This is a genomic window from Pseudooceanicola aestuarii (assembly GCF_010614805.1).
GTDB lineage: Bacteria > Pseudomonadota > Alphaproteobacteria > Rhodobacterales > Rhodobacteraceae > Pseudooceanicola > Pseudooceanicola aestuarii.
In genome coordinates this window covers 1,455,531-1,479,003 of record NZ_JAAFZC010000001.1, presented here as the reverse complement: position 1 = coordinate 1,479,003, position 23,473 = coordinate 1,455,531, and the positions used below count along the sequence as shown (strand labels likewise).

At 66.0% G+C, this 23,473-nt stretch carries 26 protein-coding genes and 1 tRNA gene; 10 read left to right on the top strand and 17 right to left on the bottom strand.

Going from position 1 to position 23,473, the window contains the following annotated elements; all coding sequences use genetic code 11:
• Positions 1-78 precede the first annotated feature (78 nt).
• Positions 79-1,209 carry a Na+/H+ antiporter NhaA gene (nhaA, locus tag G5A46_RS06930; RefSeq protein WP_420821349.1) on the top strand — a complete coding sequence of 377 codons (1,131 nt, stop codon included), beginning with the start codon at positions 79-81 and terminating at the stop codon, positions 1,207-1,209.
• A 76-nt stretch (positions 1,210-1,285) separates the two neighbouring features.
• Here nhaA and G5A46_RS06925 read toward each other — a convergent pair whose 3' ends face one another.
• The 6 genes from G5A46_RS06925 to dgcN all read right to left on the bottom strand — a co-directional run bounded on the left by G5A46_RS06925 (position 1,286) and on the right by dgcN (position 6,341).
• Positions 1,286-1,549 (bottom strand): hypothetical protein, encoded by a 264-nt coding sequence (locus G5A46_RS06925; protein ID WP_163848558.1) that lies wholly within the window; start codon positions 1,547-1,549, stop codon positions 1,286-1,288.
• Positions 1,550-2,037: 488 nt separating this feature from the next.
• Complete coding sequence (locus tag G5A46_RS06920; RefSeq protein ID WP_163848556.1) at positions 2,038-2,301, bottom strand: hypothetical protein; 264 nt, start codon at positions 2,299-2,301, stop codon at positions 2,038-2,040.
• 484 nt (positions 2,302-2,785) lie between these two features.
• Positions 2,786-3,268, bottom strand: a complete 483-nt coding sequence (locus G5A46_RS19625; protein WP_204318701.1) for a hypothetical protein — start codon at positions 3,266-3,268, stop codon at positions 2,786-2,788.
• A 105-nt stretch (positions 3,269-3,373) separates the two neighbouring features.
• On the bottom strand, positions 3,374-4,237 hold the full coding sequence (locus G5A46_RS06910; protein WP_163848552.1) for a D-amino-acid transaminase: 864 nt from the start codon (positions 4,235-4,237) through the stop codon (positions 3,374-3,376).
• 67 nt (positions 4,238-4,304) lie between these two features.
• A complete protein-coding gene (gene dgcA, locus G5A46_RS06905; protein WP_163849917.1) occupies positions 4,305-5,270 on the bottom strand; it encodes an N-acetyl-D-Glu racemase DgcA in 966 nt (321 codons plus the stop codon).
• Positions 5,271-5,339: 69 nt separating this feature from the next.
• Positions 5,340-6,341 (bottom strand): N-acetyltransferase DgcN, encoded by a 1,002-nt coding sequence (gene dgcN, locus G5A46_RS06900; RefSeq protein ID WP_163848550.1) that lies wholly within the window; start codon positions 6,339-6,341, stop codon positions 5,340-5,342.
• A gap of 234 nt (positions 6,342-6,575) precedes the next feature.
• On the opposite strand from dgcN, the gene G5A46_RS06895 reads away from it, so the two are divergent.
• Entirely contained in the window at positions 6,576-7,538 is a 963-nt protein-coding gene (locus tag G5A46_RS06895; RefSeq protein WP_163848548.1) for an L-malyl-CoA/beta-methylmalyl-CoA lyase, read from the top strand.
• Between the two features lie 177 nt (positions 7,539-7,715).
• Positions 7,716-8,219, top strand: coding sequence for a hypothetical protein (locus G5A46_RS06890; RefSeq protein WP_163848546.1), 504 nt, complete (start codon positions 7,716-7,718; stop codon positions 8,217-8,219).
• A gap of 50 nt (positions 8,220-8,269) precedes the next feature.
• On the opposite strand, the gene G5A46_RS06885 is transcribed toward G5A46_RS06890, so the two are convergent.
• The gene (locus G5A46_RS06885) at positions 8,270-8,722 is read right to left on the bottom strand and encodes an Lrp/AsnC family transcriptional regulator (RefSeq protein ID WP_163848545.1); all 453 of its coding nucleotides are present in this window, start codon (positions 8,720-8,722) and stop codon (positions 8,270-8,272) included.
• A gap of 94 nt (positions 8,723-8,816) precedes the next feature.
• On the opposite strand from G5A46_RS06885, the gene G5A46_RS06880 reads away from it, so the two are divergent.
• From G5A46_RS06880 to G5A46_RS06870, 3 genes are all read left to right on the top strand, one after another.
• On the top strand, positions 8,817-9,416 hold the full coding sequence (locus G5A46_RS06880) for a LysE family translocator (protein ID WP_163848543.1): 600 nt from the start codon (positions 8,817-8,819) through the stop codon (positions 9,414-9,416).
• 102 nt (positions 9,417-9,518) lie between these two features.
• A complete protein-coding gene (locus G5A46_RS06875) occupies positions 9,519-10,481 on the top strand; it encodes an acetyl-CoA carboxylase carboxyltransferase subunit alpha (RefSeq protein ID WP_163848541.1) in 963 nt (320 codons plus the stop codon).
• Between the two features lie 108 nt (positions 10,482-10,589).
• Positions 10,590-11,168 carry a VOC family protein gene (locus G5A46_RS06870; RefSeq protein WP_163848539.1) on the top strand — a complete coding sequence of 193 codons (579 nt, stop codon included), beginning with the start codon at positions 10,590-10,592 and terminating at the stop codon, positions 11,166-11,168.
• A 36-nt stretch (positions 11,169-11,204) separates the two neighbouring features.
• Here G5A46_RS06870 and G5A46_RS06865 read toward each other — a convergent pair whose 3' ends face one another.
• From G5A46_RS06865 to G5A46_RS06855, 3 genes are all read right to left on the bottom strand, one after another.
• Entirely contained in the window at positions 11,205-11,813 is a 609-nt protein-coding gene (locus tag G5A46_RS06865; RefSeq protein WP_163848537.1) for a LysE family translocator, read from the bottom strand.
• Positions 11,814-12,031: 218 nt separating this feature from the next.
• Positions 12,032-12,107 (bottom strand) — tRNA-Ala (locus tag G5A46_RS06860).
• Between the two features lie 98 nt (positions 12,108-12,205).
• Positions 12,206-12,526 carry a TIGR02300 family protein gene (locus tag G5A46_RS06855; RefSeq protein WP_163848536.1) on the bottom strand — a complete coding sequence of 107 codons (321 nt, stop codon included), beginning with the start codon at positions 12,524-12,526 and terminating at the stop codon, positions 12,206-12,208.
• A 180-nt stretch (positions 12,527-12,706) separates the two neighbouring features.
• Here G5A46_RS06855 and G5A46_RS06850 point away from each other — a divergent pair, with 180 nt between their 5' ends.
• Both G5A46_RS06850 and G5A46_RS06845 read left to right on the top strand, forming a co-directional pair.
• On the top strand, positions 12,707-13,399 hold the full coding sequence (locus G5A46_RS06850; RefSeq protein ID WP_163848534.1) for a M48 family metallopeptidase: 693 nt from the start codon (positions 12,707-12,709) through the stop codon (positions 13,397-13,399).
• Between the two features lie 70 nt (positions 13,400-13,469).
• Complete coding sequence (locus tag G5A46_RS06845; RefSeq protein WP_163848532.1) at positions 13,470-14,117, top strand: GntR family transcriptional regulator; 648 nt, start codon at positions 13,470-13,472, stop codon at positions 14,115-14,117.
• 44 nt (positions 14,118-14,161) lie between these two features.
• On the opposite strand, the gene G5A46_RS19910 is transcribed toward G5A46_RS06845, so the two are convergent.
• Positions 14,162-14,626: an ATP-binding cassette domain-containing protein gene (locus G5A46_RS19910; protein WP_163848530.1), complete on the bottom strand. Its 465-nt coding sequence runs from the start codon at positions 14,624-14,626 to the stop codon at positions 14,162-14,164.
• The gene (locus G5A46_RS06835) at positions 14,620-15,033 is read right to left on the bottom strand and encodes a Fur family transcriptional regulator (RefSeq protein WP_239520654.1); all 414 of its coding nucleotides are present in this window, start codon (positions 15,031-15,033) and stop codon (positions 14,620-14,622) included. Before G5A46_RS06835 ends, G5A46_RS19910 begins: the two co-directional genes overlap by 7 nt.
• Positions 15,034-15,057: 24 nt before the next feature.
• On the opposite strand from G5A46_RS06835, the gene G5A46_RS06830 reads away from it, so the two are divergent.
• The gene (locus tag G5A46_RS06830; protein ID WP_163848526.1) at positions 15,058-16,182 is read left to right on the top strand and encodes a zinc ABC transporter substrate-binding protein; all 1,125 of its coding nucleotides are present in this window, start codon (positions 15,058-15,060) and stop codon (positions 16,180-16,182) included.
• A gap of 95 nt (positions 16,183-16,277) precedes the next feature.
• Here the strand turns inward: G5A46_RS06830 and G5A46_RS06825 are convergent, their stop codons facing one another.
• Positions 16,278-17,543 (bottom strand): glycerate kinase type-2 family protein, encoded by a 1,266-nt coding sequence (locus G5A46_RS06825; RefSeq protein WP_163848524.1) that lies wholly within the window; start codon positions 17,541-17,543, stop codon positions 16,278-16,280.
• A gap of 126 nt (positions 17,544-17,669) precedes the next feature.
• Here G5A46_RS06825 and G5A46_RS06820 point away from each other — a divergent pair, with 126 nt between their 5' ends.
• Positions 17,670-19,061: an aminotransferase family protein gene (locus G5A46_RS06820; protein ID WP_163848522.1), complete on the top strand. Its 1,392-nt coding sequence runs from the start codon at positions 17,670-17,672 to the stop codon at positions 19,059-19,061.
• A 110-nt stretch (positions 19,062-19,171) separates the two neighbouring features.
• On the opposite strand, the gene G5A46_RS06815 is transcribed toward G5A46_RS06820, so the two are convergent.
• From G5A46_RS06815 to G5A46_RS06800, 4 genes are read right to left on the bottom strand one after another with little or no spacing between them, the layout of a single operon-like run.
• Positions 19,172-19,795: a DUF1523 family protein gene (locus G5A46_RS06815; RefSeq protein ID WP_163848520.1), complete on the bottom strand. Its 624-nt coding sequence runs from the start codon at positions 19,793-19,795 to the stop codon at positions 19,172-19,174.
• 10 nt (positions 19,796-19,805) lie between these two features.
• The gene (locus G5A46_RS06810) at positions 19,806-20,072 is read right to left on the bottom strand and encodes a hypothetical protein (RefSeq protein ID WP_163848518.1); all 267 of its coding nucleotides are present in this window, start codon (positions 20,070-20,072) and stop codon (positions 19,806-19,808) included.
• A gap of 2 nt (positions 20,073-20,074) precedes the next feature.
• Positions 20,075-21,472: a DUF6638 family protein gene (locus G5A46_RS06805; protein WP_163848517.1), complete on the bottom strand. Its 1,398-nt coding sequence runs from the start codon at positions 21,470-21,472 to the stop codon at positions 20,075-20,077.
• 22 nt (positions 21,473-21,494) lie between these two features.
• Positions 21,495-23,441, bottom strand: coding sequence for an AAA family ATPase (locus G5A46_RS06800; RefSeq protein WP_163848515.1), 1,947 nt, complete (start codon positions 23,439-23,441; stop codon positions 21,495-21,497).
• Between the last annotated feature and the right edge of the window lie 32 nt (positions 23,442-23,473).

The following is a 23,473-nucleotide window of genomic DNA, read 5'->3' as shown; positions in this document are numbered from 1 at the left end:
AAACAGGAGGTTTTGATGGGTCTGCGCCAAGAGCTGGACGACTTTTTCTCGAATGATGCATCCGGCGGGTTATTCCTGATGGCTGCTGCCCTCGCGGCGCTGCTGGTCGCGAATTCAGGCCTGGCCGATGTGTATCACGGTATTCTGGGCATGACCTTTGCCGTCACCCTTGACGGGGGCGGGTTGGAAAAACCGCTGATCCTGTGGATCAACGACGGCCTGATGGCGATCTTCTTCTTTCTCATCGGGCTGGAGCTGAAGCGCGAGATCCTGGAAGGGAAACTGAAAAACCCGCGCGACGTGGTGCTGCCCGGCATGGCAGCGGTGGCCGGGATGGCCGTGCCTGCGCTGGTCTACGTTGCGCTTAATTGGGGGCAGACCGACACGTTGCACGGGTGGGCGATCCCGGCGGCGACCGACATCGCCTTTGCCCTGGGAGTCCTGGCACTGGTGGGCAAGAACGCCCCCGCCTCGTTGAAGATCTTCCTGCTGACGCTGGCGATCCTGGACGATATCGGTGCGATCCTGATCATTGCCTTCTTCTACACAGCCGAACTGAAGGTGGATTACCTGATGCTGGCGCTGTTCCCCCTCGCCGGTCTGTGGTGGCTGAACCGCCGTGGGGCGCACCGGGTGGCGCCGCTGGTCCTGTTGGGCGTGGTGATGTGGTTCTTCGTGCTGAAATCGGGCGTTCACGCCACTTTGGCCGGGGTGCTGACCGCATTCTTCATCCCGCTGAAGGACAAGTACGGCAAATCGCCGCTGCACGCGGTGGAACATGCGCTGTCGCCCTACGTGCTGTTCCTGATCGTGCCGATCTTTGCATTTTCCAACGCCGGGGTGCGGCTGGCCGGGCTGACGCTGGGCGATCTGGCCGACCCGTTGGCCCTAGGCATCGGTGCCGGCCTCGTGGTCGGGAAGCAGCTGGGCGTGTTCGGCATGGTGTGGCTGATGGTCAAGACCGGGCTGGCGCGGATGCCCCACGGGGCGAACTGGCTGCATATCTACGGCATTGCCTGCCTGGCCGGGATCGGTTTCACCATGTCGCTGTTCATCGGCACGCTCAGCTTTGCGGATGCGACATTGATGAATCATGTGCGACTGGGTGTTCTGGTCGGGTCGGGTATCTCCGCCGTGGTGGGGTATACCGTCCTCAGGTTGGCGAACCGGCAGGTTGATCCGGCCCCCGCGGCGGCGACGGGCGCCTGATCGCCCGCGTCGACTGATGCTAGTTGGCTGGTGGAGCCGGGGGATCACTTGACCCTCGGCTCCACCTTCACCGCACTCACTTGACTTCGCGTGCGGTGGGCGCTTCTGCGGTATCGAAACCGAACAGGTATTGCTGACGATCGTCAAAGCCCAGAACCGTCACGTCGGAGGGGTTTTCAACGGCTTCAGCTGGCACGGTAATCTCTTCTCCGACGATGCTGTGGGTCGGGCCGTACAATTCCAGATCGCGCTGCGATTGTGCGGGGTCGGCCGGCGTCAGGGCCAGGGCAGAGGTTGCGGCGATCAGAGTTGCGGTGACGGATGCGAATGCAAGTTTCATGATTTTCTCTTTCTCTTCTTGGTGACTAGCCTGTCACCGGGTGGGTGATCGTTTGATCGTGAAACAGAGATATGGCGCCACCTCCCGCCCTGCAACGCGCCGCGCTGCACAACGGTCTGATGCTTTGTGCACGAAATATGACACAACATTTACGTGTAACCCCTTGTCCAGCAGGCCCGCCGCGATTCAAGAAACCCGCCACCCGGAAAACCGGGGGCGGGCGTCTTCGGATGCGGCCTCGAACCGCATGGCGGCGGCGGCACGGGCCGGAGCGATGCGAGGTCGGATATGTGAATTGGGGAGGTCTTGTCGGATCGACCTGCCAGCCCTTGATGGGCGGCGGGATCCCGGGGACGCGGCCTGCCCCCGGCAAGGAGGGGGGGCAGAATCGCGCCGGCCGGAAAGAGGGTCAGCCCCTCTTCCCGGCCGGCAAGCGTTGGCAGAGCCGCAGGCGGATCAGATCCGCCCCGGCTCTGCCAGGGGCAGGATCATTTCAGATCGCTGGCGGTCAGGGCTTGTGCGGTCTCGACACCGAACAGGTACTGGTTCTGATCGTCAAAGCCCAGCAGGCCCAGATCGGCGGGGGTCAGCACGTCTTCGGCAGCGGCGGAGACCTGTTCGCCCGCGATGACATGGGCCGGGCCGTACAGGGTCAGATCGCGTTGCGATTGTGCGGGATCGGCCGGCGTCAGGGCCAGGGCGGAGGTTGCGGCGAACAGGGTTGCGGCGACGGATGCGAATGCAAGTTTCATGATTTTTCTCTTTCTAAACAGGGCGGCAGAAGCGCCGTCATTGGGGTGATCGTTTGATCGTGATTGTTAGATAGGCCCGCCAATCCGGCCTCGCAACGCGCCGCTCTGCACAACGAACTCCCCATCTGTGCACTCAAGTCGGATCAACATTTGCGTGTGCAGATGTTGCAGCACGATGCCCCGGACATGCAAACGCCCGCGCATTGGCGGCGGACCAATGGCGGGCGTCTGGCTGGATCGCGAGCGGTTCATCGGACCCGTGATACGGGCCACGACCGAAAGAGGGCGCGACCGGGCGGCGGAAGATTTGGAGAGGGAAGGGGACCGGATCTGGCGCTGGCGGCTGCGGGGATCATCGGTTCCGGGGCGTGCCGCGAAGGCGCCCCGCGCTGGCCAGGCCGGGCATCGGGTGCCCGGAAAGCCGACAGGCGTTGGTGGCGCCGCGCGGGGTATCAGATCCCCGGCGGCGTCACCATCAGCACATTCACTTCAGGTCGCTGGCGTTGGGCGCCTGAGCGGAATCGAAATCGAACACGTATTGGTTCTGATCGGCATTGCCCAGCAGGTTGAGGTCGGCCGGCGTCAGCACCTGCTCTGCGGGAACGGCGATCTGCTCGCCAACGGTGGCGTGGGTCGGGCCGTAGAGGTCGAAATCACGCTGGGATTGCGCCGGATCCGCCGGGGTCAGGGCGAGGGCGGAAGTTGCGGCGAGAACGGTTGCGGTCACGGTTGCGAATGCGAGTTTCATGTCTTTTGCCTTTGCATTGGGCGGCGGCGTCTGGGCCGTCATATGGGTGATCGTCTGATCGTTCAGCGGATCTATGACCGCCGGCCCCGCCTCGCAACGAGCCCATCTGCACAACGAATGTGCGGAACGTGCATTTTTTTTCAGGGTACAGTCGCTTGAAAAGGAAAGAAGATTTCCAATGGGAGCGCCCTGCAAAAATTCAATGCCAACTTCCGTCACGAAAGCTTCACAAAGGCGCCAGCAGTCGCGCGACCCGCGATTCGGCACAGAAAGGGGCGCAGCATTTCTGTGCAGCGCCCCTGCAGAAGTCCCAGTAAAGACTGGTCAGATCGCGGCCTTGCGGCTTTCGTCCAGGTAGATTTCCCGAAGGCGCGCGGCGACCGGTCCCGGCGCGCCGGACCCGATGCTGGTGCCGTCAACCTCCACCACGGGCATGACGAAGGTGGAGGCGGAGGTGATGAACGCCTCATCCGCCTCCTGAGCCTCGGCAATGGAAAAATTCCGCTCCTCGACCTCCATCTGGGCCTCCTGGGCAAAGCGCAGGACAGCCGCACGGGTGATCCCGTGCAGGATCTCGTTGGACAGGGCGCGGGTGATGATCTTCCCGCCCTTGACGATATAGGCGTTGTTCGACGTCCCCTCCGTCACGACGCCGTCTTCCACCATCCAGGCGTCATCGACCCCGGCGGCCTTGGCCATCATCTTGCCCATGGACGGGTACAGCAGTTGCACCGTCTTGATATCGCGCCGACCCCAGCGGATGTCGTCGATGGAAATCACCTTGATCCCCGTCTTTGCCGCCGGAGTATCGGCCATGCCGGGTTTCGATTGGGTAAACATCACCAGGCTCGGCGTCACTTTTTCCGGGTCGGGAAAGGCAAAGTCGCGATCGCCCGCCGAGCCGCGCGTGACTTGCAGGTAGATCATGCCGTCGCCGATGTCATTGCGGGCCACCAACTCGCGGTGGATCTCCAGCAGCTCCTCCGGGGTGGCGGGGGCGCCCATGTCGAGTTCCGACAGCGACCGCGCCAACCGCTGGGCATGGCCGTCGAAATCGATCAGCTTGCCGTCCAGCACGCTGGTCACCTCGTAGACGCCATCGGCCATCAGGAACCCCCGGTCGAAGATCGAGATCTTCGCCTCTTCCTCCGGCAGGTATTCCCCGTTCACGTAGACGATGCGGCTCATGTTCTTCTCCTGGTGCAACAATCCTTTGCCCCGGCTTCCGTTACGGCGGCGAGGCTGTCAAGCGGGCTTAGCCCCACAGCGCGGCAGGGGCGGGGTGTACGCCTTGCGCGTCGAAGGTCAGCGGCACGTCCCGGTCCTCGGCCAGCAGCAGCGGGCCGTCCAGATCGGTGATCATCGCGCCCTGCGCCACCAGCACGGCAGGCGCCATCGCCAGGGAGGAGCCGACCATGCAGCCCACCATGACGCGGAACCCCTGTTCCAGCGCCGCATCCCGCAGGGCCAGCGCCTCGGTCAGGCCGCCGGTCTTGTCCAGCTTGATGTTCACCACGTCATATTTGCCCTTCAGGCCGGGCAGGCTGTCGCGGTCATGGCAGCTTTCGTCGGCGCAGACCGGCACGGGGCGGTCCATGCCCTCCAACGCGGCATCGTCACCGGCGGGCAGGGGCTGCTCCACCAGGGCGACGCCCAGCCGCACCAGGTGGGGGGCCAGCTCGGCGTAGATTTCCGCGCTCCACCCCTCATTGGCATCGACGATGATGCGGGCCTCCGGCGCGCCGCGGCGCACGGCTTCCAGCCGGGCCATGTCGTCCGGGGTGCCAAGTTTAATCTTCAGCAGCGGGCGATGGGCATGTTTGGCCGCCTCCCGCTCCATCACCTCCGGCGTGTCGAGCGACAGGGTAAAGGCCGTGATCTCCGGCCCCGGCACCTTCAGCCCGGCCAGTTCCCAGGCGCGTTTACCGGCGCGCTTGGCCTCCAGGTCCCACAGGGCGCAATCCAGCGCGTTGCGCGCCGCGCCTCCGGGCAGCGCCGCCTGCAAGGCCGCACGGTCGGTCACGCCGCCCAGGGCCTCGATCTGCGCGGTCACGCTGTCCAGAGTTTCGCCATAGCGCGCATAGGGCACGCATTCGCCCCAGCCTTCATGGGCCCCGTCGCGCAGCCGCACCGTCAGAACTTCTGCCGCCTCCCGCGCGCCACGGCTGATGCGGAACACCTGCGCCAGCCGAAACACATCCCGCGTGATCTCGATTTCCACGGCCATCCCCCTTTTCTTTCCGAAAATACGCATGATCCGGCGCCGCATTCACGCAGCGCCGGGGCGGTGTCAGACCTCTGCCAGCGCGTCCACCAGACGGCCCGCGCCATGGCGGAACGGATCGACGGCGGGCAGGCCAATGCGGTCCTCGACCTCCTGCAAATAGGCGACGGCCTCGTCCTCTCCCATGTGCTGGGTATTGACGGAAATGCCGACAACCTTGCAGGCCGGATTGGCGACCTGCGCCAGTTGCAGCGACAGGTCGCGCAGCGCCTCCAGCGTCGGCAATTGGTAGCCGGGCAGGCCGCGCATATGGGTCCGCGTCGGCTCGTGACACAGGATCAGCGCGTCGGGCTGACCGCCATGGATCAGCGCCATGGTCACCCCGGAATAGGAGACGTGGAACAGGCTGCCCTGCCCTTCGATCATGTCCCAGTGGTCGGGATCGTTGTCGGGCGACAGCCATTCCACAGACCCGGCCATGAAATCGGCGATCACGGCGTCCAGCGGCACGCCTTCGCCGGTGATCAGGATACCGGTCTGCCCGGTCGCCCGGAAGGAAGATTTCATCCCCCGTTCCTTCATCACCTTGTCCATCGCCAGTGCGGTGTACATCTTGCCCACCGAACAATCCGTGCCCACGGCCAGGCAGCGTTTGCCCTGACGCGGCTCACCATTGGCGATCGGGTATTTTACCGAAGGGACGCGCACGTCATGCAGCTGGCGGCCGGCGGCGCGGGCGGCGGCGACCAGGTCGGCCTCGTCACGCAGCAGGTTGTGCAGGCCCGAGGCGATATCGAACCCGGCCTCCAGCGCGGCGATCAACACTTCCTTCCAGGCTGGGGAGATCACGCCACCCCGGTTCGCCACGCCGATCACCAGCGTCTTGGCGCCGGCGGCGCGGGCCTCTTCCAGGGTCATGTCCGGCAGTTTCATATCCGCCTTGCAGCCCTCCATCCGGAATTGGCCGACGGCATTGTCGGGGCGCCAGTCGCGGATGCCCTGGGCAACCTTGGCGGCCAGGGGATCGGGCGCGTCGCCCAGGAACAGCAGATATGGGGTCTCGATCATGGCGTACCTCTGGAATTGTCGGTCGTCCCGACACGGGACAGGGCACCGGGTCGGGTCTGCGGGGACTTTCGGAGGATTGCAGCGAAGGTGCAAGCCCGGCACCGCTTTTGGGGGCAGCCGGAGCGGGCACCGCCACTTTGCTGCGCTGCAAAATCGGCTTGCACCATCGCGCGCAATTTCATAACCCAAGGACTAGAAAATTCGAAACTTCCTTACCTGTCGAAAGGTGCCGATATGTCCTTCCGCATCCAGCCCCAGCCCGTGGCGCGCCCGAATCGGTGTCAGCTGTTCGGCCCGGCGTCCAATACCAAGCTGTTCCCGAAAATGGCCGCCTCTGCGGCCGACGTGATCAACCTGGATCTCGAAGATGCTGTCGCACCCGATGACAAGCCGCAGGCGCGCCAGAACGCCATTGCCGCGATCAACGAGGTCGATTGGGGCAACAAGACGCTGTCGGTGCGGATCAACGGGCTGGACACGCCCTATTGGTATCGCGACGTGGTGGATCTGCTGGAAAACGCGGGCGACCGGCTGGACCTGATCATGATCCCCAAGGTCGGCTGCGCCGCCGATATCTATGCTGTCGATGCACTGGTCACGGCGGTGGAGCGCGCCATGGGCCGGACCAAACCCGTCGGGCTGGAGGTCATCATCGAATCCGCCGCCGGCATCGCCCATGTGGAAGAGATCGCCGCCGCCTCTCCGCGTTTGCAGGCGATGAGCCTGGGCGCCGCGGATTTCGCCGCCTCCATGGGGATGCAGACCACCGGGATCGGCGGCACGCAGGAAGATTACTACATGCTGCGCGATGGCCAGAAATACTGGTCCGATCCCTGGCATTGGGCGCAGACCGCCATCGTTGCGGCCTGCCGCACCCATGGGCTGCTGCCCGTGGACGGGCCTTTTGGCGACTTCTCGGACCCCGACGGATTCCGTGCGCAGGCGCTGCGGTCGGCCACGTTGGGCATGGTGGGCAAATGGGCCATCCACCCCAAGCAGATCGAACTGGCGAACGAGGTTTTCACCCCACCCGAGGCCAAGGTGACGGAAGCGCGGGAGATTCTCGCCGCCATGGAAGAGGCGCAGCGGACCGGCGCGGGCGCCGTGGTCTACAAGGGTCGGCTGGTCGATATCGCCTCGATCAAACAGGCGGAAGTGATCGTGAAACAAGCCGAACTGATCGCTGCGCAGCAGTGATCGGACGGCATTCGGGCCGGGACCGGTGCGCCCGGCCCGGATTCGCTTTGCCTTTGCCCCTGCTCGCCCCACCTCGCTGCCCCTGCTCGCCCCACCCCGCCGGAAAGTGATCACCCGAGGGTTGGCAATTCCGGCGGGTCGCCTACTCTCTCCTCTGCCACGACACGGGAGATTTCCATGCGCACCTTCGCCGCCGCCATCGTCCTGACCTGCCTTGCCGCGCCCGCCATGGCGCAGGAGGTTGTCGAGAACGAGGTGATCAAGGTCTTTGCAGGCCAATGGGTCCAGTCCAAGGATCCTGCCCAGAACGGTCTGCTGATGTACCTGACCGAGGATCGCGCACGGGCCGGGGAATATTTCTCCATCCGATGCGAGGACGGAGACCGCTCTGTCCGGCTGGGTTTCGCGAAGCAGCTGCCGAAAAACGCCCGGATCAAGATGCTGGTCGACGACACCGCGGTGGAGGCCAACGCCGCCTATACTGGCGACACACAGGATGCCAGCTTTGCCCAGGGCAGCGTGCATGGCTATCGCCTGGACTTTGCCGATGCCAACGCGCGGGACGGCTTTCTGGATCAGCTGGGACAGGGCCGCAGGTTGGCGGTCGGCGGGCAGAAAATCCCCCTGGACCTGACCGGCGCGGGCCCCGCCCTGCGCGAACAGGCCGCTTATTGCCGGTAGGCGACTGGCGCGGGGTGGGTACCCGCCGCCATTCCGCGGCGCGCTCCACCCTATGCCCGGTCGTCGCGCGGCGATCCCATCACCACGTAAGAGGTAATGGCGCTGACCTGCGGCAAAGTGCCCAGGACATCGGTGTGAAACGCCTTGTAGGCGGCCAGGTCCGCCGCCTCCACCCGCAGGATGTATTCCACGGCGCCGGTGATATTGTGGCATTCGCGCACCTCGGGGGCGGTCGAGATCGCCCGCTCGAACGCCTCCTGCGCGGATTTGGTGTGTTCGTTCAGCCCAACGGTGACATAAGCCACAAAGCCCACCCCCACGGCGGCCGGGTCCAGCACCGCGCGATAGCCCTTGATCACGCCCGTGCGCTCCAGCTCCTGTACCCGGCGCAGGCAGGCTGAGGGCGACAGCCCCACCCGATCCGCCAGATCCATGTTGGAGACGCGCCCATCGCGCGACAGCTCTCGCAATATACTGCGGTTTATCTGGTCCATCTTCGCCATTCCTTGCGAAGTTTTGCGAATTTTCGGCAAGTTCACAACCGCATTCGGGCTGATAAAGGGGTAATGTTGCGCGAACCTGTCCGAAAGCCCGTCAATGTCCGCCCAGATCCTTGTTGCCCTCGTGGCCTTTGCCTTCGTGTCCTCCATCACGCCGGGGCCGAACAACCTGATGCTGATGGCCTCGGGCGCGAACTTCGGGTTCCGCCGGACGATCCCGCACATGCTGGGGATCGGGCTGGGCTTTGCCTTCATGATCGCGCTGGTCGGGCTGGGGCTGATCCACATCTTCGACGCCGTGCCGATCACCCATACCATCCTGACCGTCGCCAGCGTGATTTACCTGCTCTACCTCGCGTGGAAGATCGCCCATGCCGCCCCGCCGCAGGCCGGGCGGCCGGATCCCTCGCGCCGCCCGATGACCTTCTTGCAGGCGGCGGCGTTCCAATGGGTGAACCCCAAGGCCTGGACCATGGCCCTGACCGCCATCGCCGTCTACGCCCCCGACCGAAGCGCATGGGCGATTCTGGTGGTCGCGGCGGTCTTCGGGCTGGTGAACCTGCCGTCGGTCAGCACCTGGACCATCCTGGGCCAGCAGATGCGGCGGCTGCTGACCTCGCCCCGACGGCTGACGATCTTCAACTGGACGATGGCGGGGCTTCTGGTGGCCTCGCTATACCCGGTGCTGCTGCATTGACGGGTCACCCCGACCGGCGGCGCCCGGCCCGCCCCGGACTTGCACAGTTGCATCCGGCGCGCCCCATCGTCATATAACGCCCAGACGATACGGGAGCCCCGCATGACCAATTACCTCGATTTCGAACGGCCCCTGGCCGAGATTGAAGGCAAGGCCGAAGAGCTGCGCGCCATGGCCCGCCAGAACGAGGAAATGGATATCGAACAGGAGGCCGCTGCGCTGGATGCCAAGGCCCGCACCATGCTGGGCGACCTGTACGGCGATCTGACCGCGTGGCGCAAATGCCAGGTCGCGCGGCATCCCGACCGCCCCCATTGCCGCGATTACATCTCCGCGCTGTTCACCGAGTACACCCCCCTGGCCGGCGACCGGAACTTTGCCGACGATCACGCCGTGATGGGCGGGCTGGCGCGGCTGGGCGATCAGCCGGTGATGGTGATCGGCCAGGAAAAGGGCAATGACACCAAATCCCGGATCGAGCATAATTTCGGCATGGCCCGCCCCGAAGGGTACCGCAAGGCGATCCGCCTGATGGAGCTGGCGGACAAGTTCGGCCTGCCGGTGGTGACGCTGGTCGATACGCCCGGCGCCTATCCCGGCAAGGGCGCGGAGGAACGCGGCCAGTCCGAGGCGATCGCCCGCTCCACCGAAACATGCCTGGCCATCGGCGTGCCGCTGATCTCCGTCATCGTGGGCGAGGGCGGATCGGGCGGCGCGGTGGCCTTTGCCTCCGCGAACCGGGTCGCGATGCTGGAACATTCAGTCTATTCGGTGATCACGCCGGAGGGCTGCGCTTCCATCCTGTGGAAGGATGCCGAAAAGATGCGGGAGGCCGCAGAGGCCATGCGCGTCACGGCCCAGGATCTGCACCAGTTGAAAGTGATCGACCGGATCATTCCCGAACCCATGGGCGGCGCCCATCGCGACCGCGATGCCACCATCGCCGCCGTGGGCAAGGCGATCACCGCCATGCTGGCCGAATTGTCCGGGAAGTCCGGCAAGTCGCTGATCAAGGACCGGCGGCAGAAGTTCCTCGACATGGGAACCAAGGGGCTGGCGGCCTGACCCCCAGCCCACCGGCTGCGCCGTCGCGCACAGGCTCCCTGCGCAAACTTCTGATGACCTGACCGCTGCTTCGCCTATTCTTTGGCCCAGCAGCAAGAGGAGTTCACAATGCGCAAACTTCAGGTTCAGGGATTGCACCACATCACCCTCATGGGGGCGGACCGCCAGACCTCCATCGACTTCTGGGAGGGTGTGCTGGGAATGCCCTTCGTGTTCGAACAGCCCAACCTCGACAACCCGGAAGAGGGGCACCTCTATTTCGACCCCGGTGACGGGCGGCTGATCACCATCTTCACCAACGAGGGGCGCCGCCCCGATCCCGCGCGAAGCCCGACGGATCCGGGATGCGTACATCACATCGCCTTTTCCCTCAGCCAGTCCACCTATGCCCAGTGCAAGGCCCGGCTGGACGCGCGCGGCATTCCCCATTCGGGGGAAAAAGACCGGGGGTTCATGAACTCGATCTATTTCAAGGATCCGCTGGGGATGCTGATCGAACTGGCCGCTTACCGGTTTGAACCGCCCACCGGCACCACCCACACCGATGTGCTGATGGAAGCCCACCGGGTTCGCCTGGAAGCCGGGGACAAGGCCATCGCCGACATCCACGTCGCCGATGCCATCGAGCGTCTCTGCCACGCACGTCCGTCGCTGTCCGACGATCGTGGCGTGAAAGATCCCTACTGAAACCGCGACCGAGCCGCAGCCGCCCTGTCCCGCGCCTCAAGTCGTGACAGCAAGCTTTGCCCCCAGAACACCGAAGGTTCCGGCAAAGCAGCGCCGGATCCATGTCACCACCCGCGGACGCCGGATCACATAATCGCGCGCATAGGCCGCGCATCCTCCGTAGAGGACGAACACCGCGAACGTCATCGCCATGAAGACGATCGCCAGCCCCACCAGGGCGGCGGCCGCATTTGCCGCCGTGGCGGAGACGAATTGCGGCAGAAACGCCAGGAAGAACAGCGACAGCTTGGGGTTCAGAACATTCAGCAACGCCCCCGTCGCGGCGATCCGCAAATAGCCGCTTCGCTCCCCGCTTGCGGACAGGTCGATGGCCGTGTCGTCCCGCAGCGTCTTCCAAGCCATGTAGAACAGGTAGGCGACGCCAAGCGCCTTGATCACCTGAAAGGCCAGCGCGCTGGTATGAAGCAGCGCCGCCAGCCCGACAATGCTGGCCAAGGCCGCCGGCAGGCTCCCCAGGGTACAACCCAGGGCCGCGGCGATACTGGCCCTGAACCCGCGCTCCAGGCCGATGGCCAGGGTGTAGATCACCCCCGTTCCAGGCAGCAGGACGACCACAACCGATGTCAGAAGGAATTCAACACTCATCCCCGGCGCTCCGAAAGTATGACGCCAGCCACAATGCAAGACCCCGGGGAGAGAGCAAGCCCGAAGACGCCCCGGCCTGCGCGGCGGCGCGGAATTCTGCGACAGGGACAAATCCCGGCAGCCCCGTCTTGACGACACTTGCGCGCGCAGATCACCCGCAAAAGACGCAACCGCAAGCACGAACCGGGTTGACCGTGCAGATTTTCAAATGGAGGGGATGGTGGAGCCTAGGGGAGTCGAACCCCTGACCTCTTGCATGCCATGCAAGCGCTCTCCCAACTGAGCTAAGGCCCCATCCGGCTGGGGCCGCTTGGCCCCGTGCGCCGCTACTTATGCAATGCTCGGGGCGGGATCAAGCGAAAAAATCACACCCGCACCGAACAGTCCCGACGTCAGCTGTCGTCCTCGTTCGACGACATGTCGGCGATATCGTCCAGAGAGACGTTATCGTCATCTTCATCCTCGTCCAGGACGTCATCGCCCAGGTCGACATCGACATCGTCGTCGTCGTTGTCCTCGGGCTCCGCCGTCTTGGCGTTTGCCTTCTTGGTCTCCGCATCTTCAGCGTCGGCCGCGATCATCCGGCTCTTGCCGGAGGCGACTTCGACGATATCCCCGGTATAGGGGCTGACGACCGGATTCTTGTTGAGGTCGTAGAACCGCTTGCCCGTCGTCGGACAGACGCGCTTCACGCCCCATTCTTCCTTGGGCATAGGGATCCCTTTCGGCTAACCACTCTTGTCCATGATCCGCGCCACCTGCCATAACGGTCAGGGGGTGTCAAAGGCTTTTCCGGCGGCCCCGGACCGCATGGCCCGACCACGGGCGACAAACGGAAGGGACGTCCAGCGCGATGACGGCAGATACGACAGGCCCTGCGGCCCGGCGGACATATGGGTGAGGTCACCCTGCCCGGCAACCCTCCGCTGGGCATAAATCTGCGCCATTCCGCCCGCGCCCGGCGGATGACACTGCGTGTCTCGGCGCTGGACGGGCGGATTACGCTGACCCTGCCGCGCGGCGCCAGCGCGGCGCAAGGACTGGCCTTCGCCCGAGAGAAGGAACCCTGGCTGCGCCGCCACAGCGCCGGCGTGGCCGAGGTGGCGCCTGTCGTCGCCGGGCTGCTGCTGCCGGTGGAGGGGCAGCCCCGCCTGATCGTCCCCACCCAGGGCCGTCGCCTGCGCCTGCTGCCCGACCGCCTGGAGGTTCCCGGCCCCTCCGACCGCCTGCCCGCCCGGCTGGCGGCCTGGCTGAAGACCATGGCGCGGGACCGGCTGGCCGCTGCCGCCGACCGCCACGCAGCCCGCCTGGGCCGCCCCTACACGCGGCTGACGCTGCGCGACACGCGGTCCCGCTGGGGATCGTGCACGATGGACGGGCGGCTGATGTTCTCCTGGCGGCTGATCATGGCCCCGCCGGAGGTGCTGGATTACGTCGCCGCCCACGAGGTCGCCCATCTGGCGGAGATGAACCATTCGCCGGCCTTCTGGGCGCATGTCACGGCGCTATATGGCGATTGGCAGCCGCAGCGCCTGTGGTTGCGCCAGCACGGCACCGGCCTGCATCGCTACCGGTTCGAGGCCTGAGCCCGGTCAGGATTGCCGAAAGCGGGCCGGGCCCTCTTGACGGCGGCCGATTTGTGATCACAGTCGCATCATGCTGATCCAGACCCGCCCAGATCCCTCTCCTTCGGCGCATGACCGCGTCTATCGCGGCCTGCGCACCCGGATCATGCATGGCGAGATACCGCCGGGCCAATCCCTGACCCTGCGCGGCATCGGCAAGGATTACGGCGTCTCCATGACCCCCGCGCGGGAGGCGGTGCGCCGGCTGGTGGCCGAGGGGGCCCTGTCGCTGTCCGCCTCGGGGCGAGTCGCCACGCCCGACCTGTCCAACGACCGGATCGAGGAACTGGCCGCCCTGCGCGCCCTGATCGAGGTGGAGCTGGCCTCCCGCGCGCTGCCTCGTGCCCATATCGCCCTGATCGACCGATTGCAGGCGATCAACACCCTGATCTCGCACATGGTCGAACAGCAGGACGGGTCCGGCTATATCCGCGCCAATCTTGAGTTTCACCGCACGCTGTACCTGCGCGCCCAGGCGCCCGCGATGCTGGCCATGGCGGAAACCGTCTGGCTGCAACTGGGCCCGACGATGCGCAAGCTTTACGGCCGGATGCGCCGCCGCGAGGCGCCGCAATACCACCGTCTGATCATTGCCGCGCTGAAGGCCGGGGACGAACCCGGCCTGCGCCTGGCCGTGCGGTCCGACGTGACGCAGGGCCTGCGCATGTTGCTGACCTGAGCGGCCCCGCCGACGGCGCCCGGTCGTGGCGTCCCTGTCCCGCCCTAACCGCGCAGACGGGTCAGGGCATAGAACCCGGCGGCCGCGACAATGATCGTGGGGCCAGCAGGGCTGTCCAGGTGCCAGGACAGCGCCAGCCCCCCCAAGGCCGAAGCCAGCCCGACCAGCGCGGCGATGCCCGCCATGCGCTCGGGCGTCGCGGTGGCGATGCGTTCCGCCGACCGCCTGCGCGGCAGGGACAGGAACCGCGCGACCGACATCGGCAGAGAGGAATCCAGGTGCAGCTTTTGCGGCACATAGCCGATGCACCGCCCCGGACGGCGGCGCACCTGCCCAACCTGGGGTTTCAGCGCGCCCACCATCCCCTTGACCAGGGTCGACTTGCCCGATCCGTTGGGGCCGACGATGGTCACGATCTCGCCGGCGGAGATGCCGAAATCCACTCCGCGCAGCACCGTTCCCCCGCCACCCGCATAGCCTGCGCTGACGCCGCGCGCCTCGATCAGCATGCGGCGGAATCCTGACAGGCCGGGCACAGGCCCTCGGCCTCCACCACGGTGGATTCCACCTGAAAGCCGCCCGAGGCCGTATCCAGAGGCCTCGCCTGGGTTTCCGCCACGATGCCGCAGCCGCGACAGATCAGGATCACCGGATCATGGGTCTGCCCCGGCACCGCGCAGGCGACAAAGGCGTTCAGCCGCTCCACCCGGTGCGCAAAGCCGTTGTCGACCAGAAAGCCAGGCGCGCGGTAAGCCACGGGCGGCTTGGAGCCCAGGCCATCGGCGACCAGCCGGGCCAGTACGTCATAGGCGCCCATAGCGGCATGGGCCTCCAGCAGGATTTCCAGCGTCCTGCGGCGCACCGGCGTGCTTTGCAGCCCGCGCGCCTTGCACTCCGCCTCAGCGCTGGACAGCACGTCGCTGATGCACCGAGCGTGGTCATGCCCATGGTCGTGGGCCTGCAAACCATGCGGTCCACGCGGGCCATCGCCGCGCTTGCCGCCGCTCCGGTTCGTGCCGATGTGCCCGCGATCGTCACCGACATCCCGCCGATCCACGCTCTGACCAGCGCCGTCATGGGCGACCTGGGTCAGCCGTCCCTGCTGATCGACAGCGCGACCTCGCCGCACGCGGTAAACCTGCGCCCGTCGCAAGCCCGCGCCCTGGCCGGGGCAGGGCTGGTCATCCGGGTCGGGCCCGAGCAGACGCCCTGGCTGGCCGAGGCGCTGGAGAACCTCGGCGGCGGCGTCTCCCTGCCCCTGCTGGAAGTGCCGGGCACGCAGACCCTCGAAGTGCGCAAGGGCATCCTGTTCGCCCCGGCGAAAGACGAGGATGATCATGGGGACCACGACGCGCATGGGCACGATGATCATGGGCACGATGATCACGAGGGGCACGCTGACCACAGCGACCATGACGATCACGACGGCCATGATCACAGCGACCATGAGGACGATCATGGGGACCATGGGCATGACGACCACGGGCACGACGATCATGGCGACCACCGACATGATGACCATGGCCACGGCGACCACGCCCATGCTCATGACGGCACGGACCCCCATGCCTGGCTGAACCCAGACAACGCCGTCACCTGGACCCGCGCCATCGCCGAGGCCCTGGCACAGGCGGACCCGGAGAACGCCGAAACATACCGTGTGAATGCCGAAGGCTACGTCGACACCCTCTCCCGGCTGGCGGCCGAGCTCGCGCCGCTGCTGACCGATCTGCCGGGCGGCTACGTCACGCTGCACGACGCCTACCAATACCTGGAAACCCGCTATGACCTGCCCGCCGAAGGGTCGCTCTCCCATGCCGACGGGACCGAGGCCGGACCGGCGCGCATCGCCGCCCTGCGCGACGCCATCGCCAACCACGGCGTCACCTGCCTGTTCACCGAACCGCAACTGAGCCGCCGCCAGGCCGACAGGCTGGCCCACGACCTGAAGCTGGAAACCGGCGTTCTGGACCCGCTGGGCCAGGGCCTGACAACCGGCGCCGACCTCTACCCGGAGCTGATGCGCAACATGGCGCAGGCGCTGAACGACTGCCTGGCCGGCTGACCGGCCCGACGATGCCGCCCTGCGGGGCGCCCGGCCTTGCTGCCCCGCGCCCTGCCCGATGCGCTGATGCGCCGATGCGCCGATGGCCACCTTGCCTAGCGGATCAGGATGGCGCGGAAATCGTTGACATTGGTGCCGGTGGGGCCGGGCACGAACAGCCCCCCCACCGCGTCAAAGGCGCTCCAGGCGTCATTGCGCGATAGCGCCTCGGCGGGGTCCACCCCGGCGGCGCGCATCCCCGCCACGGTGGCCCCGTCGGCAAAGGCACCGGCGTTATCCTCGGACCCGTCGATCCCATCGGTATCGGCAGCCAGCGCGGCGATCCCAGCCTGTCCCTCGATCTCGGCGGCGAAGGCGAGCAGGAATTCGCTGTTGCGCCCGCCGCGCCCGCCCTGGCCGCGCAGGGTCACCGTCGTTTCCCCTCCCGACAACAGCAGCACCGGTTTCGCAAAGGGCCGGTCACGCCCCGCGATCTCCCTCGCGATGGCGGCATGGACGCGGGCGACATCGCGGGCCTCGCCCTCCATCGCGTCGGACAGGATGCGGGCGGGGATGCCCTCCGCCTCGGCCAGGGCGGCAGCGGCTTCAAGCGAACGGGCGGCAGAGGCGATGACCCGCACCTCGTCCCGGGCAAAGGCGGGATCGCCCGGACGCGGCGCATCCTCCGGCGCCTGATCCAGGTGCCGCTGCACCGCCTCCGGCAGGCTGATCCGCCAGTCGCGCAGCACCGCGCGGGCCGTGGCCCGATCGGCCGGACCCGGCACCGTGGGGCCCGATGCGACCTCTGCCGGGTCATCGCCGGGCACGTCGGAGACCACCAGCGTCACCACCCGTGCCGGATGCGCCGCCGCCGCCAGGCGCCCGCCCTTGACCGCGCTGACCTGCTTGCGCAGCGCGTTCATCGCCCCGATCGGCGCGCCCGAGGCCAGCAGCGCCCGGTTCAACGCGATCTCGTCCTCCAGCGTCAGTCCGGCAGGGGGCGCCGCCAACAGGGCCGAGCCGCCGCCGGTGATCAGCGCCACCACCAGATCGTCCGGGCCCAACCCCTGAACCGCCTCCAGCACCTGGCGCGTGGCGGCCTGCCCTGCGGCGTCGGGGACGGGATGCGCCGCCTCGATCACCTGAAGCTGACGACAGGGCACGGCATATCCATAGCGCGTGACCACCACCCCCGACAGCGGCCCGTCCCATGCCTCTTCGAACGCGGCCGCCAGCTGGGCGGCGCCCTTGCCCGCCCCGATCACCACCGTGCGCCCGCGCGGCCTGTCGGGCAGCTGCCCCTGCAAGGCGCGGACTGGGTCGGCGGCCGTCACTGCGGCGTCGAACAGGCGGGTCAGAAAGGCGCGGGTATCGTCCTGCATCGGGGGGCTCCGTGGTGGTGAACGGGCATCAGCCTAGGCGCCCCCCCGCAGCCGTACCAGCCCCGATTGCCAAAGCTGCGGTGCTCCCATACGCTTCGCCCGAACCGATCAACCTGCGAGGCTTCCATGGACGGCGCACTGCACGAAAACGACATCACCCGCATCGTCGAGGCCGACAAGGCCCATGTCTGGCATCACCTGACCCAGCACAAACCCTTTGAAACCAGCGATCCGCGCATCATCGTGGAGGGCAAGGGCATTCATGTCTGGGATCAGAAGGGCACCCGGTTCCTGGACGCGGTTTCCGGTGCGGTCTGGACCGTCAACGTGGGCTATGGCCGCGAAAGCATCGCCAATGCCGTCCGCGACCAGCTGATGAAACTGAACTACTTCGCCGGGGCTGCCGGATCCGTACCGGGCGCGATCTTTGCTGAAAAATTGATCGACAAGATGCCCGGCATGTCCCGCGTCTACTACTGCAACTCCGGCTCGGAGGCGAACGAAAAGGCGTTCAAGATGGTGCGCCAGATCGCGCACAAACGCTACGGCGGGAAGAAGCACAAGATCCTCTACCGGGATCGCGATTACCACGGCACCACCATCGCCTGCCTCTCCGCCGGCGGTCAGGAAGAGCGGAACGCACAATACGGCCCCTTCACCCCCGGCTTCGTCCGCGTGCCGCATTGCCTGGAATACCGGTCCTTCGAACAGGATGGCGCCCCGCAGGAGAATTACGGCGTCTGGGCGGCTGACCAGATCGAAAAGGTGATTCTGGCGGAAGGGCCCGACACGATCGGCGCCCTGTGCCTTGAGCCCGTGACCGCAGGCGGCGGCGTGATCACCCCGCCCGAAGGCTACTGGCCCCGCGTGCAGGAGATCTGCCGCAAATACGACATCCTGCTGCATATCGACGAGGTCGTCTGTGGCGTCGGCCGGACCGGCACCTGGTTCGGCTATCAGAACTACGGGATCGAACCGGACATGGTGACCATGGCCAAGGGGGTCGCCTCCGGCTATGCCGCGATTGCCTGCATGGTCACCACCGAAGCGGTGTTCGACATGTTCAAGGACGATGCCGACGATCCGATGAACTATTTCCGCGACATCTCCACCTTTGGCGGCTGCACCGCCGGCCCCGCCGCCGCGATCGAGAACATGCGCATCATCGAGGATGAGAACCTGTTGCAGAACACCCTGGACATGGGCGCCCGCCTGATGACCCGGCTGGAAGAACTGAAGGAGAAGCACGCCGTTGTCGGCGATGTGCGCGGCAAGGGCCTGTTCTGCGGTGCGGAGCTGGTCGCCGATCGCGAGAGCCGCGCGCCGGTGGACGAGAAGCTGGCCCAGAAGGTCGTCGGCGAATGCGCGGCCCAGGGGGTGATGATCGGCGTCACCAACCGGTCCGTGCCGGGGCGGAACAACACGCTGTGCCTGTCTCCGGCCCTGATCGCCACGCCCGATCATATCGACGAGATGACCGCCGCCATCGACACGGCACTGACCCGCGTCTTCGGCTGATCGCGGCGTCGGTAAGGCAGGTAAAGACTTGCAACGATGTGCGAAGGGGGCCGCCTGGCCCCCTTTTTCCTGCGCGTCAGACGGCGCGAATCCCCGGCGTCCCGCCTATTTCACTTCCGCCGCCAGCTGCCCAGCCAGCGCGACATGCGGCCGCGCCCCTGGTCCCAGCTGTCGCCAGCGTCCTCCACCAGCGGATCAATCCGGCGTTCGCGGAAACGGATCCAGCGCACCCGCAGCGCCCAGACCACCGCAGCGAACAGCGTCAGGATGATGATGTTCAGCCAGGGGATGATGGTGACATCCGGCCCCTCCACCCGCTTTACGCCCACCGCGTTGGGAAAGATGCTCATGAACTCGTTGCGCCAGCCGTAATGGGTGATGGACACCCATTTCGGCGCTTCCGAGGTCGAGCGCAGATCCGCTGCCTCGGCCTGCAAATTGCTGGTGTCGAACTTGAAATAAGGCGGCCAGCCCCAACCGGTGTCCTCGTTGCGATAGACCATCGGGCGGCCATTGGCCCGCATCGTCTGGATAAAGAACACGTCCCGGTTCACCGCCCCGGTCGCGCTGCCGGTATCCGCCTGCGCCCAGAAGATCGAGTTTTCGCCGAAATCGACACGCTTTTCGAAGGTATCGGTGACCCGCGCGATGTCGTGCTGCGGCAGGGTGTAGTGGAAGAAGGCCGCGATAAACAGCCAGATGACGGCCCAGAAGACCCATTTCACAAAGCGCATGGCCAGCTCCTTACATGAAGTTCACGGCATAGATGATCAGGCCGATGATGGCCACCGGAACGATGTAGACCAGCAGGATCAAGTGGCGGCGAAAGCTGTCGTCGTAATCCTCCAGCCCGTCGCGAATCCAGGCATCGCGGTCGCCGGTGCGGCCCTCGTCCTTCCACTGGCGGCGCAGCTTGCGACGGCGCATCTGGCGGGACCAGATCGACACCCCGACATAGACCAGCGTCAGGATCACGAAGCCCACCAGGGCCAGGCGCAACAGGGCCAGCATCATCAGCGTCCTTTCGTCTGCACGGCGCCCCAGGGTCCGACGCGACGGATCAGGTCATCTTCGCTGACCTTGCGCGTGTCGCCGCGCTTGCGACGGGCATCGACGCGGGGGCGCGCGGGCGGTTCCTCCATCGGGGCATCATGCCCGAAAAGCGCATCCCGCGCACCTACCTTGTCCGCCAGGTATTCACGGGCCAGGAACTCGGCCACGTAAGCTTTCTTGGCCTCGGGCCAACTGGCGTAAAGGCGGTAGAACAGCGGCTTGTGGCAGATGAACAGCTGGCGCACGTCCTTGGGCGCCAGTTCGGCCAGCAGCATGTTCACCAGGTCGCGATCCGGCGTATCGGTGGCGCGCAGCGTGTGGAAATAGGCCGCGTGATCCGAGGTGATGCGCGGCCAGTCGCCGCCGTCCTCCGCCCAGGCCAGCAACTGGCGCAGGGCATGGTATTCGGGGGGCAGGCGGTCGGCATTATGGCGGGCGATGGCGCGCAGGTCGCGGCGGGTGGCGCCGGCCAGGTCCAGCCCCTCGTCGCGGGCGGTGTCGACGATGATGAAATCCATCTTCTGCCGCAGGATGGCGGAGGCGTCGATGCCGCGCGCCCTGACGATGGGTTCGACCAGCCCGTTCAGGTCCAGGAACCGCGCGATCCGGTTGCGCTGACCCAGGTCAAAGACATAGGGGATCGGCAGGTCACCCAGGGCGGTGCGGTCGCCGGCGGCAATGAGGGCCGGATGCTCCACCCCGCGAAACAGGTAGAGCCCGCCAAAATGCGCCGTCCAGAAATTGTCCTGCGCGAATTCCATCCGGGTCAGGCGCACCGGGTTGCGCGTCACGTCGCCGGTGCGTTTGGCCATGGAGATCATGCGCGCGATCAGCACGTCATCGAACCAGGCGTCTTCCTCGGTCAGGAACCGGTCGGTCATCTGGCCCAGTTCTTCGGCATCGCGCACGGTGCCGGTGGTGGTATCGGCCTCCACCACGACCTTGCGGATATCGAACAGCCGCACCGGATCGGCGACGGAAAAGACGGAATTCACCAGCTCCCCCGCCACGGCATCGCGCGCGGTCAAGGCGAACAGCTGCGATTCGTTCGCCTCGATGAACGTTCGCAGGATCGAGCGCGAGGTCGAGAAGGCCGCATTCAGCAGCGGCGCGGTTTTCTGTTCGGTGCTCAGCAGGATGAACTGCCGGTTGCACCCGTTCTCGTTCAGGTAAAGCTCATCCCCCAGTTCTTCCCCCACCTCGGGCGAATAGCCGGAGATATCCACGTGGAATTCGGCCAGCTGGGTCCGCTTCCCCGTCAGATGCGCCAGCGCCCGGTTGTAACGTTCAACCAGCGCGGGACTCCCGACATGGACCAGGTTGCCATACATCAGGCCCTTTTCGATCAGGCGTTTCATGTGTTCCCCCAGGTCATGGCAATCACCCCTTTTCCGCCAAGTAGCGCGCTTTCGCCGCCTCCTGCCGGCCGAAATCGCGCACCATGTCGGCGATCGCGGCCTCGTCGGATTTGTCGGCATAGCGGAATTCGCTGTCGGCGTAGCGATTGATCTCCTGCAGGACCATCTCCACCGTGATCGGCTGGCGCAGGTCCTCGATCATGGCGCGTTTCTCGTCATAGGGTTTGAACAGGAACAATTCAGGCTGTTCCATCCAGGCGTCGGGCAGTTCGAAATCCATGGCACGGACCTTGACCGCATCGGTGATGTTCTTGATCGCCCGCCCGGTAAAGCGCGGGTCGGCCTGCTGAATCGCCTTCAGGTATGTGCCCAGCTTGGCCAGCGTGTCCAGCGCCCCGTGCTGGTCCTGCACCCGGTCGAAGACATTCAGCAGCCCCGGTTCCTTCGGGCGTTCATGCGCGGCAAAGCTGGCGGCGACGGCGCGTTTGATCTGCTGGTTGGAGAACAGGTCGTGATCGCCCAGCGGAATGTCGTGCCGCTGGCCCATCAGCAGGGCCAGGATGTCGATGTAATCCTCCCGCGTCTGGGGCCCGTCCACCAGGAACCGCGCCCCGGCGCGCTGGCGCAGGGCGTCGTCCACGTTCTCGGGGTAGTTGGAGAACATGCCGAAGGTGCAATTGCCGCGCACCACCGTGTTGGCACCGGCAAAGCTCTCCATCAGCACGGCGGTAATCTCCAGTTGCCCGGCAGAGGATTGGCGGTCACCGCGTTTGCCCGCAAGCTGGTCGATATCGTCGATGGTGCCAAAGCCGATGACACCAGGGTCAAGCACGTTGTTGATGAAGGCCTTGGCGTTCTGGCCCGATTTTCCCTGATAGCTGTCGATGTTTTCGGTGCTGAGGTTCTGATAGCGGAACGGATAGCCCGCGTTGCGGCAATACGTGTCGATCAGCCCGGCCATCATCTGGATCAGCGTCGTCTTGCCCGTGCCCGGCATCCCGTCGCCCATGAAGGTGAAGATGAACCCGCCCAGTTCGGCAAAGGGGTTCAGCCGCCGGTCGAAATCATAGGCCATCAGCATCTTGGCCAGTTTCATCGCCTGATATTTGGCGATGTGGTTGCCCACCACCTCCTCCGGTTTCTTGAAACTCATGGTCAGGGTGCTGCCCTTGCCGCGTCGCGCGGGGGTAAAGCCCTGAAGGGTCAGGTCGTCGGCTTCCACCCGCCAGGAGGCGGCGGCAAAGGGCGCGGTGCGCGGCGCGGTTTCTGCACGGCGGGCGATCTTGTCCATCAGCAGGTCGGCATAGGCCAGCGCGGTGGGAACCAGTCGGTCCTCCTGCCCTGCGGCATGGCTGGTGATCTGCTGATCCAGTTCCCACAGCGTGCCGTGCAGCGCCAGCTGGGCGTTATCGGTCAGCACCTCCTCCACGCCGCCCAACTCCACCGTCACCTCCCCGGCATGGGGCGCCAGCAAAAAGGACAGGGCATTGCCCAGCACATGCAGCACCACCAGAGATTCGGCGGCCAGCAATTCGGTGAACTCCGCCCGGCGGGCGGCGGGCAGGGCGTTTTCCAGGTTCTGCCGTTTCAGATCGGCCAGCCCGGTCTGATCGGCAAATCCATCCCCCATCGCCAGGGCGATGGCCAGCGCCCGGCGCAGCGCCACGCCCACCGCCGCCTGCCGGGGCGAGGTCAGCGGATCGCCCGCATCGCATTCCGCGATTGTGTCAAGCAGGTGAACGCCGGCACGCCGTTCCACCCGCCGCGTGACCAGCCCCGGCGTGGTGGACCGGAACCGCCGCCGCCCGCCGATCCCCGGTGAACGTTCTGCCGTGGCGGGCGCCGCGTCCCCTGCGGGCGTGGCAATCCGCGGGGCGTGGTCGAACCCGTCCAACAGGGCATGGGCGGCGTCGTAATGCGCCTGGATGTCCTCCTCGCGCAGTTCCATCTGGTCGGTGGTCAGGCTCATCTGGGGGTCTCCACATGGTGGGGCGCCACGAA

Bases quoted from the DNA above. Each gene is read 5' to 3' on its own strand.
- nhaA (WP_420821349.1), top strand. From the start codon at position 79: ATGGCTGCTGCCCTCGCGGCGCTGCTGGTCGCGAATTCAGGCCTGGCC.
- G5A46_RS06925 (WP_163848558.1), bottom strand. From the start codon at position 1,549: ATGAAACTTGCATTCGCATCCGTCACCGCAACTCTGATCGCCGCAACC.
- G5A46_RS06920 (WP_163848556.1), bottom strand. From the start codon at position 2,301: ATGAAACTTGCATTCGCATCCGTCGCCGCAACCCTGTTCGCCGCAACC.
- G5A46_RS06910 (WP_163848552.1), bottom strand. From the start codon at position 4,237: ATGAGCCGCATCGTCTACGTGAACGGGGAATACCTGCCGGAGGAAGAG.
- dgcN (WP_163848550.1), bottom strand. From the start codon at position 6,341: ATGATCGAGACCCCATATCTGCTGTTCCTGGGCGACGCGCCCGATCCC.
- G5A46_RS06895 (WP_163848548.1), top strand. From the start codon at position 6,576: ATGTCCTTCCGCATCCAGCCCCAGCCCGTGGCGCGCCCGAATCGGTGT.
- G5A46_RS06890 (WP_163848546.1), top strand. From the start codon at position 7,716: ATGCGCACCTTCGCCGCCGCCATCGTCCTGACCTGCCTTGCCGCGCCC.
- G5A46_RS06885 (WP_163848545.1), bottom strand. From the start codon at position 8,722: ATGGCGAAGATGGACCAGATAAACCGCAGTATATTGCGAGAGCTGTCG.
- G5A46_RS06880 (WP_163848543.1), top strand. From the start codon at position 8,817: ATGTCCGCCCAGATCCTTGTTGCCCTCGTGGCCTTTGCCTTCGTGTCC.
- G5A46_RS06875 (WP_163848541.1), top strand. From the start codon at position 9,519: ATGACCAATTACCTCGATTTCGAACGGCCCCTGGCCGAGATTGAAGGC.
- G5A46_RS06870 (WP_163848539.1), top strand. From the start codon at position 10,590: ATGCGCAAACTTCAGGTTCAGGGATTGCACCACATCACCCTCATGGGG.
- G5A46_RS06865 (WP_163848537.1), bottom strand. From the start codon at position 11,813: ATGAGTGTTGAATTCCTTCTGACATCGGTTGTGGTCGTCCTGCTGCCT.
- G5A46_RS06855 (WP_163848536.1), bottom strand. From the start codon at position 12,526: ATGCCCAAGGAAGAATGGGGCGTGAAGCGCGTCTGTCCGACGACGGGC.
- G5A46_RS06850 (WP_163848534.1), top strand. From the start codon at position 12,707: ATGGGTGAGGTCACCCTGCCCGGCAACCCTCCGCTGGGCATAAATCTG.
- G5A46_RS06845 (WP_163848532.1), top strand. From the start codon at position 13,470: ATGCTGATCCAGACCCGCCCAGATCCCTCTCCTTCGGCGCATGACCGC.
- G5A46_RS19910 (WP_163848530.1), bottom strand. From the start codon at position 14,626: ATGCTGATCGAGGCGCGCGGCGTCAGCGCAGGCTATGCGGGTGGCGGG.
- G5A46_RS06830 (WP_163848526.1), top strand. From the start codon at position 15,058: ATGCCCATGGTCGTGGGCCTGCAAACCATGCGGTCCACGCGGGCCATC.
- G5A46_RS06825 (WP_163848524.1), bottom strand. From the start codon at position 17,543: ATGCAGGACGATACCCGCGCCTTTCTGACCCGCCTGTTCGACGCCGCA.
- G5A46_RS06820 (WP_163848522.1), top strand. From the start codon at position 17,670: ATGGACGGCGCACTGCACGAAAACGACATCACCCGCATCGTCGAGGCC.
- G5A46_RS06815 (WP_163848520.1), bottom strand. From the start codon at position 19,795: ATGCGCTTTGTGAAATGGGTCTTCTGGGCCGTCATCTGGCTGTTTATC.
- G5A46_RS06810 (WP_163848518.1), bottom strand. From the start codon at position 20,072: ATGCTGGCCCTGTTGCGCCTGGCCCTGGTGGGCTTCGTGATCCTGACG.
- G5A46_RS06805 (WP_163848517.1), bottom strand. From the start codon at position 21,472: ATGAAACGCCTGATCGAAAAGGGCCTGATGTATGGCAACCTGGTCCAT.
- G5A46_RS06800 (WP_163848515.1), bottom strand. From the start codon at position 23,441: ATGAGCCTGACCACCGACCAGATGGAACTGCGCGAGGAGGACATCCAG.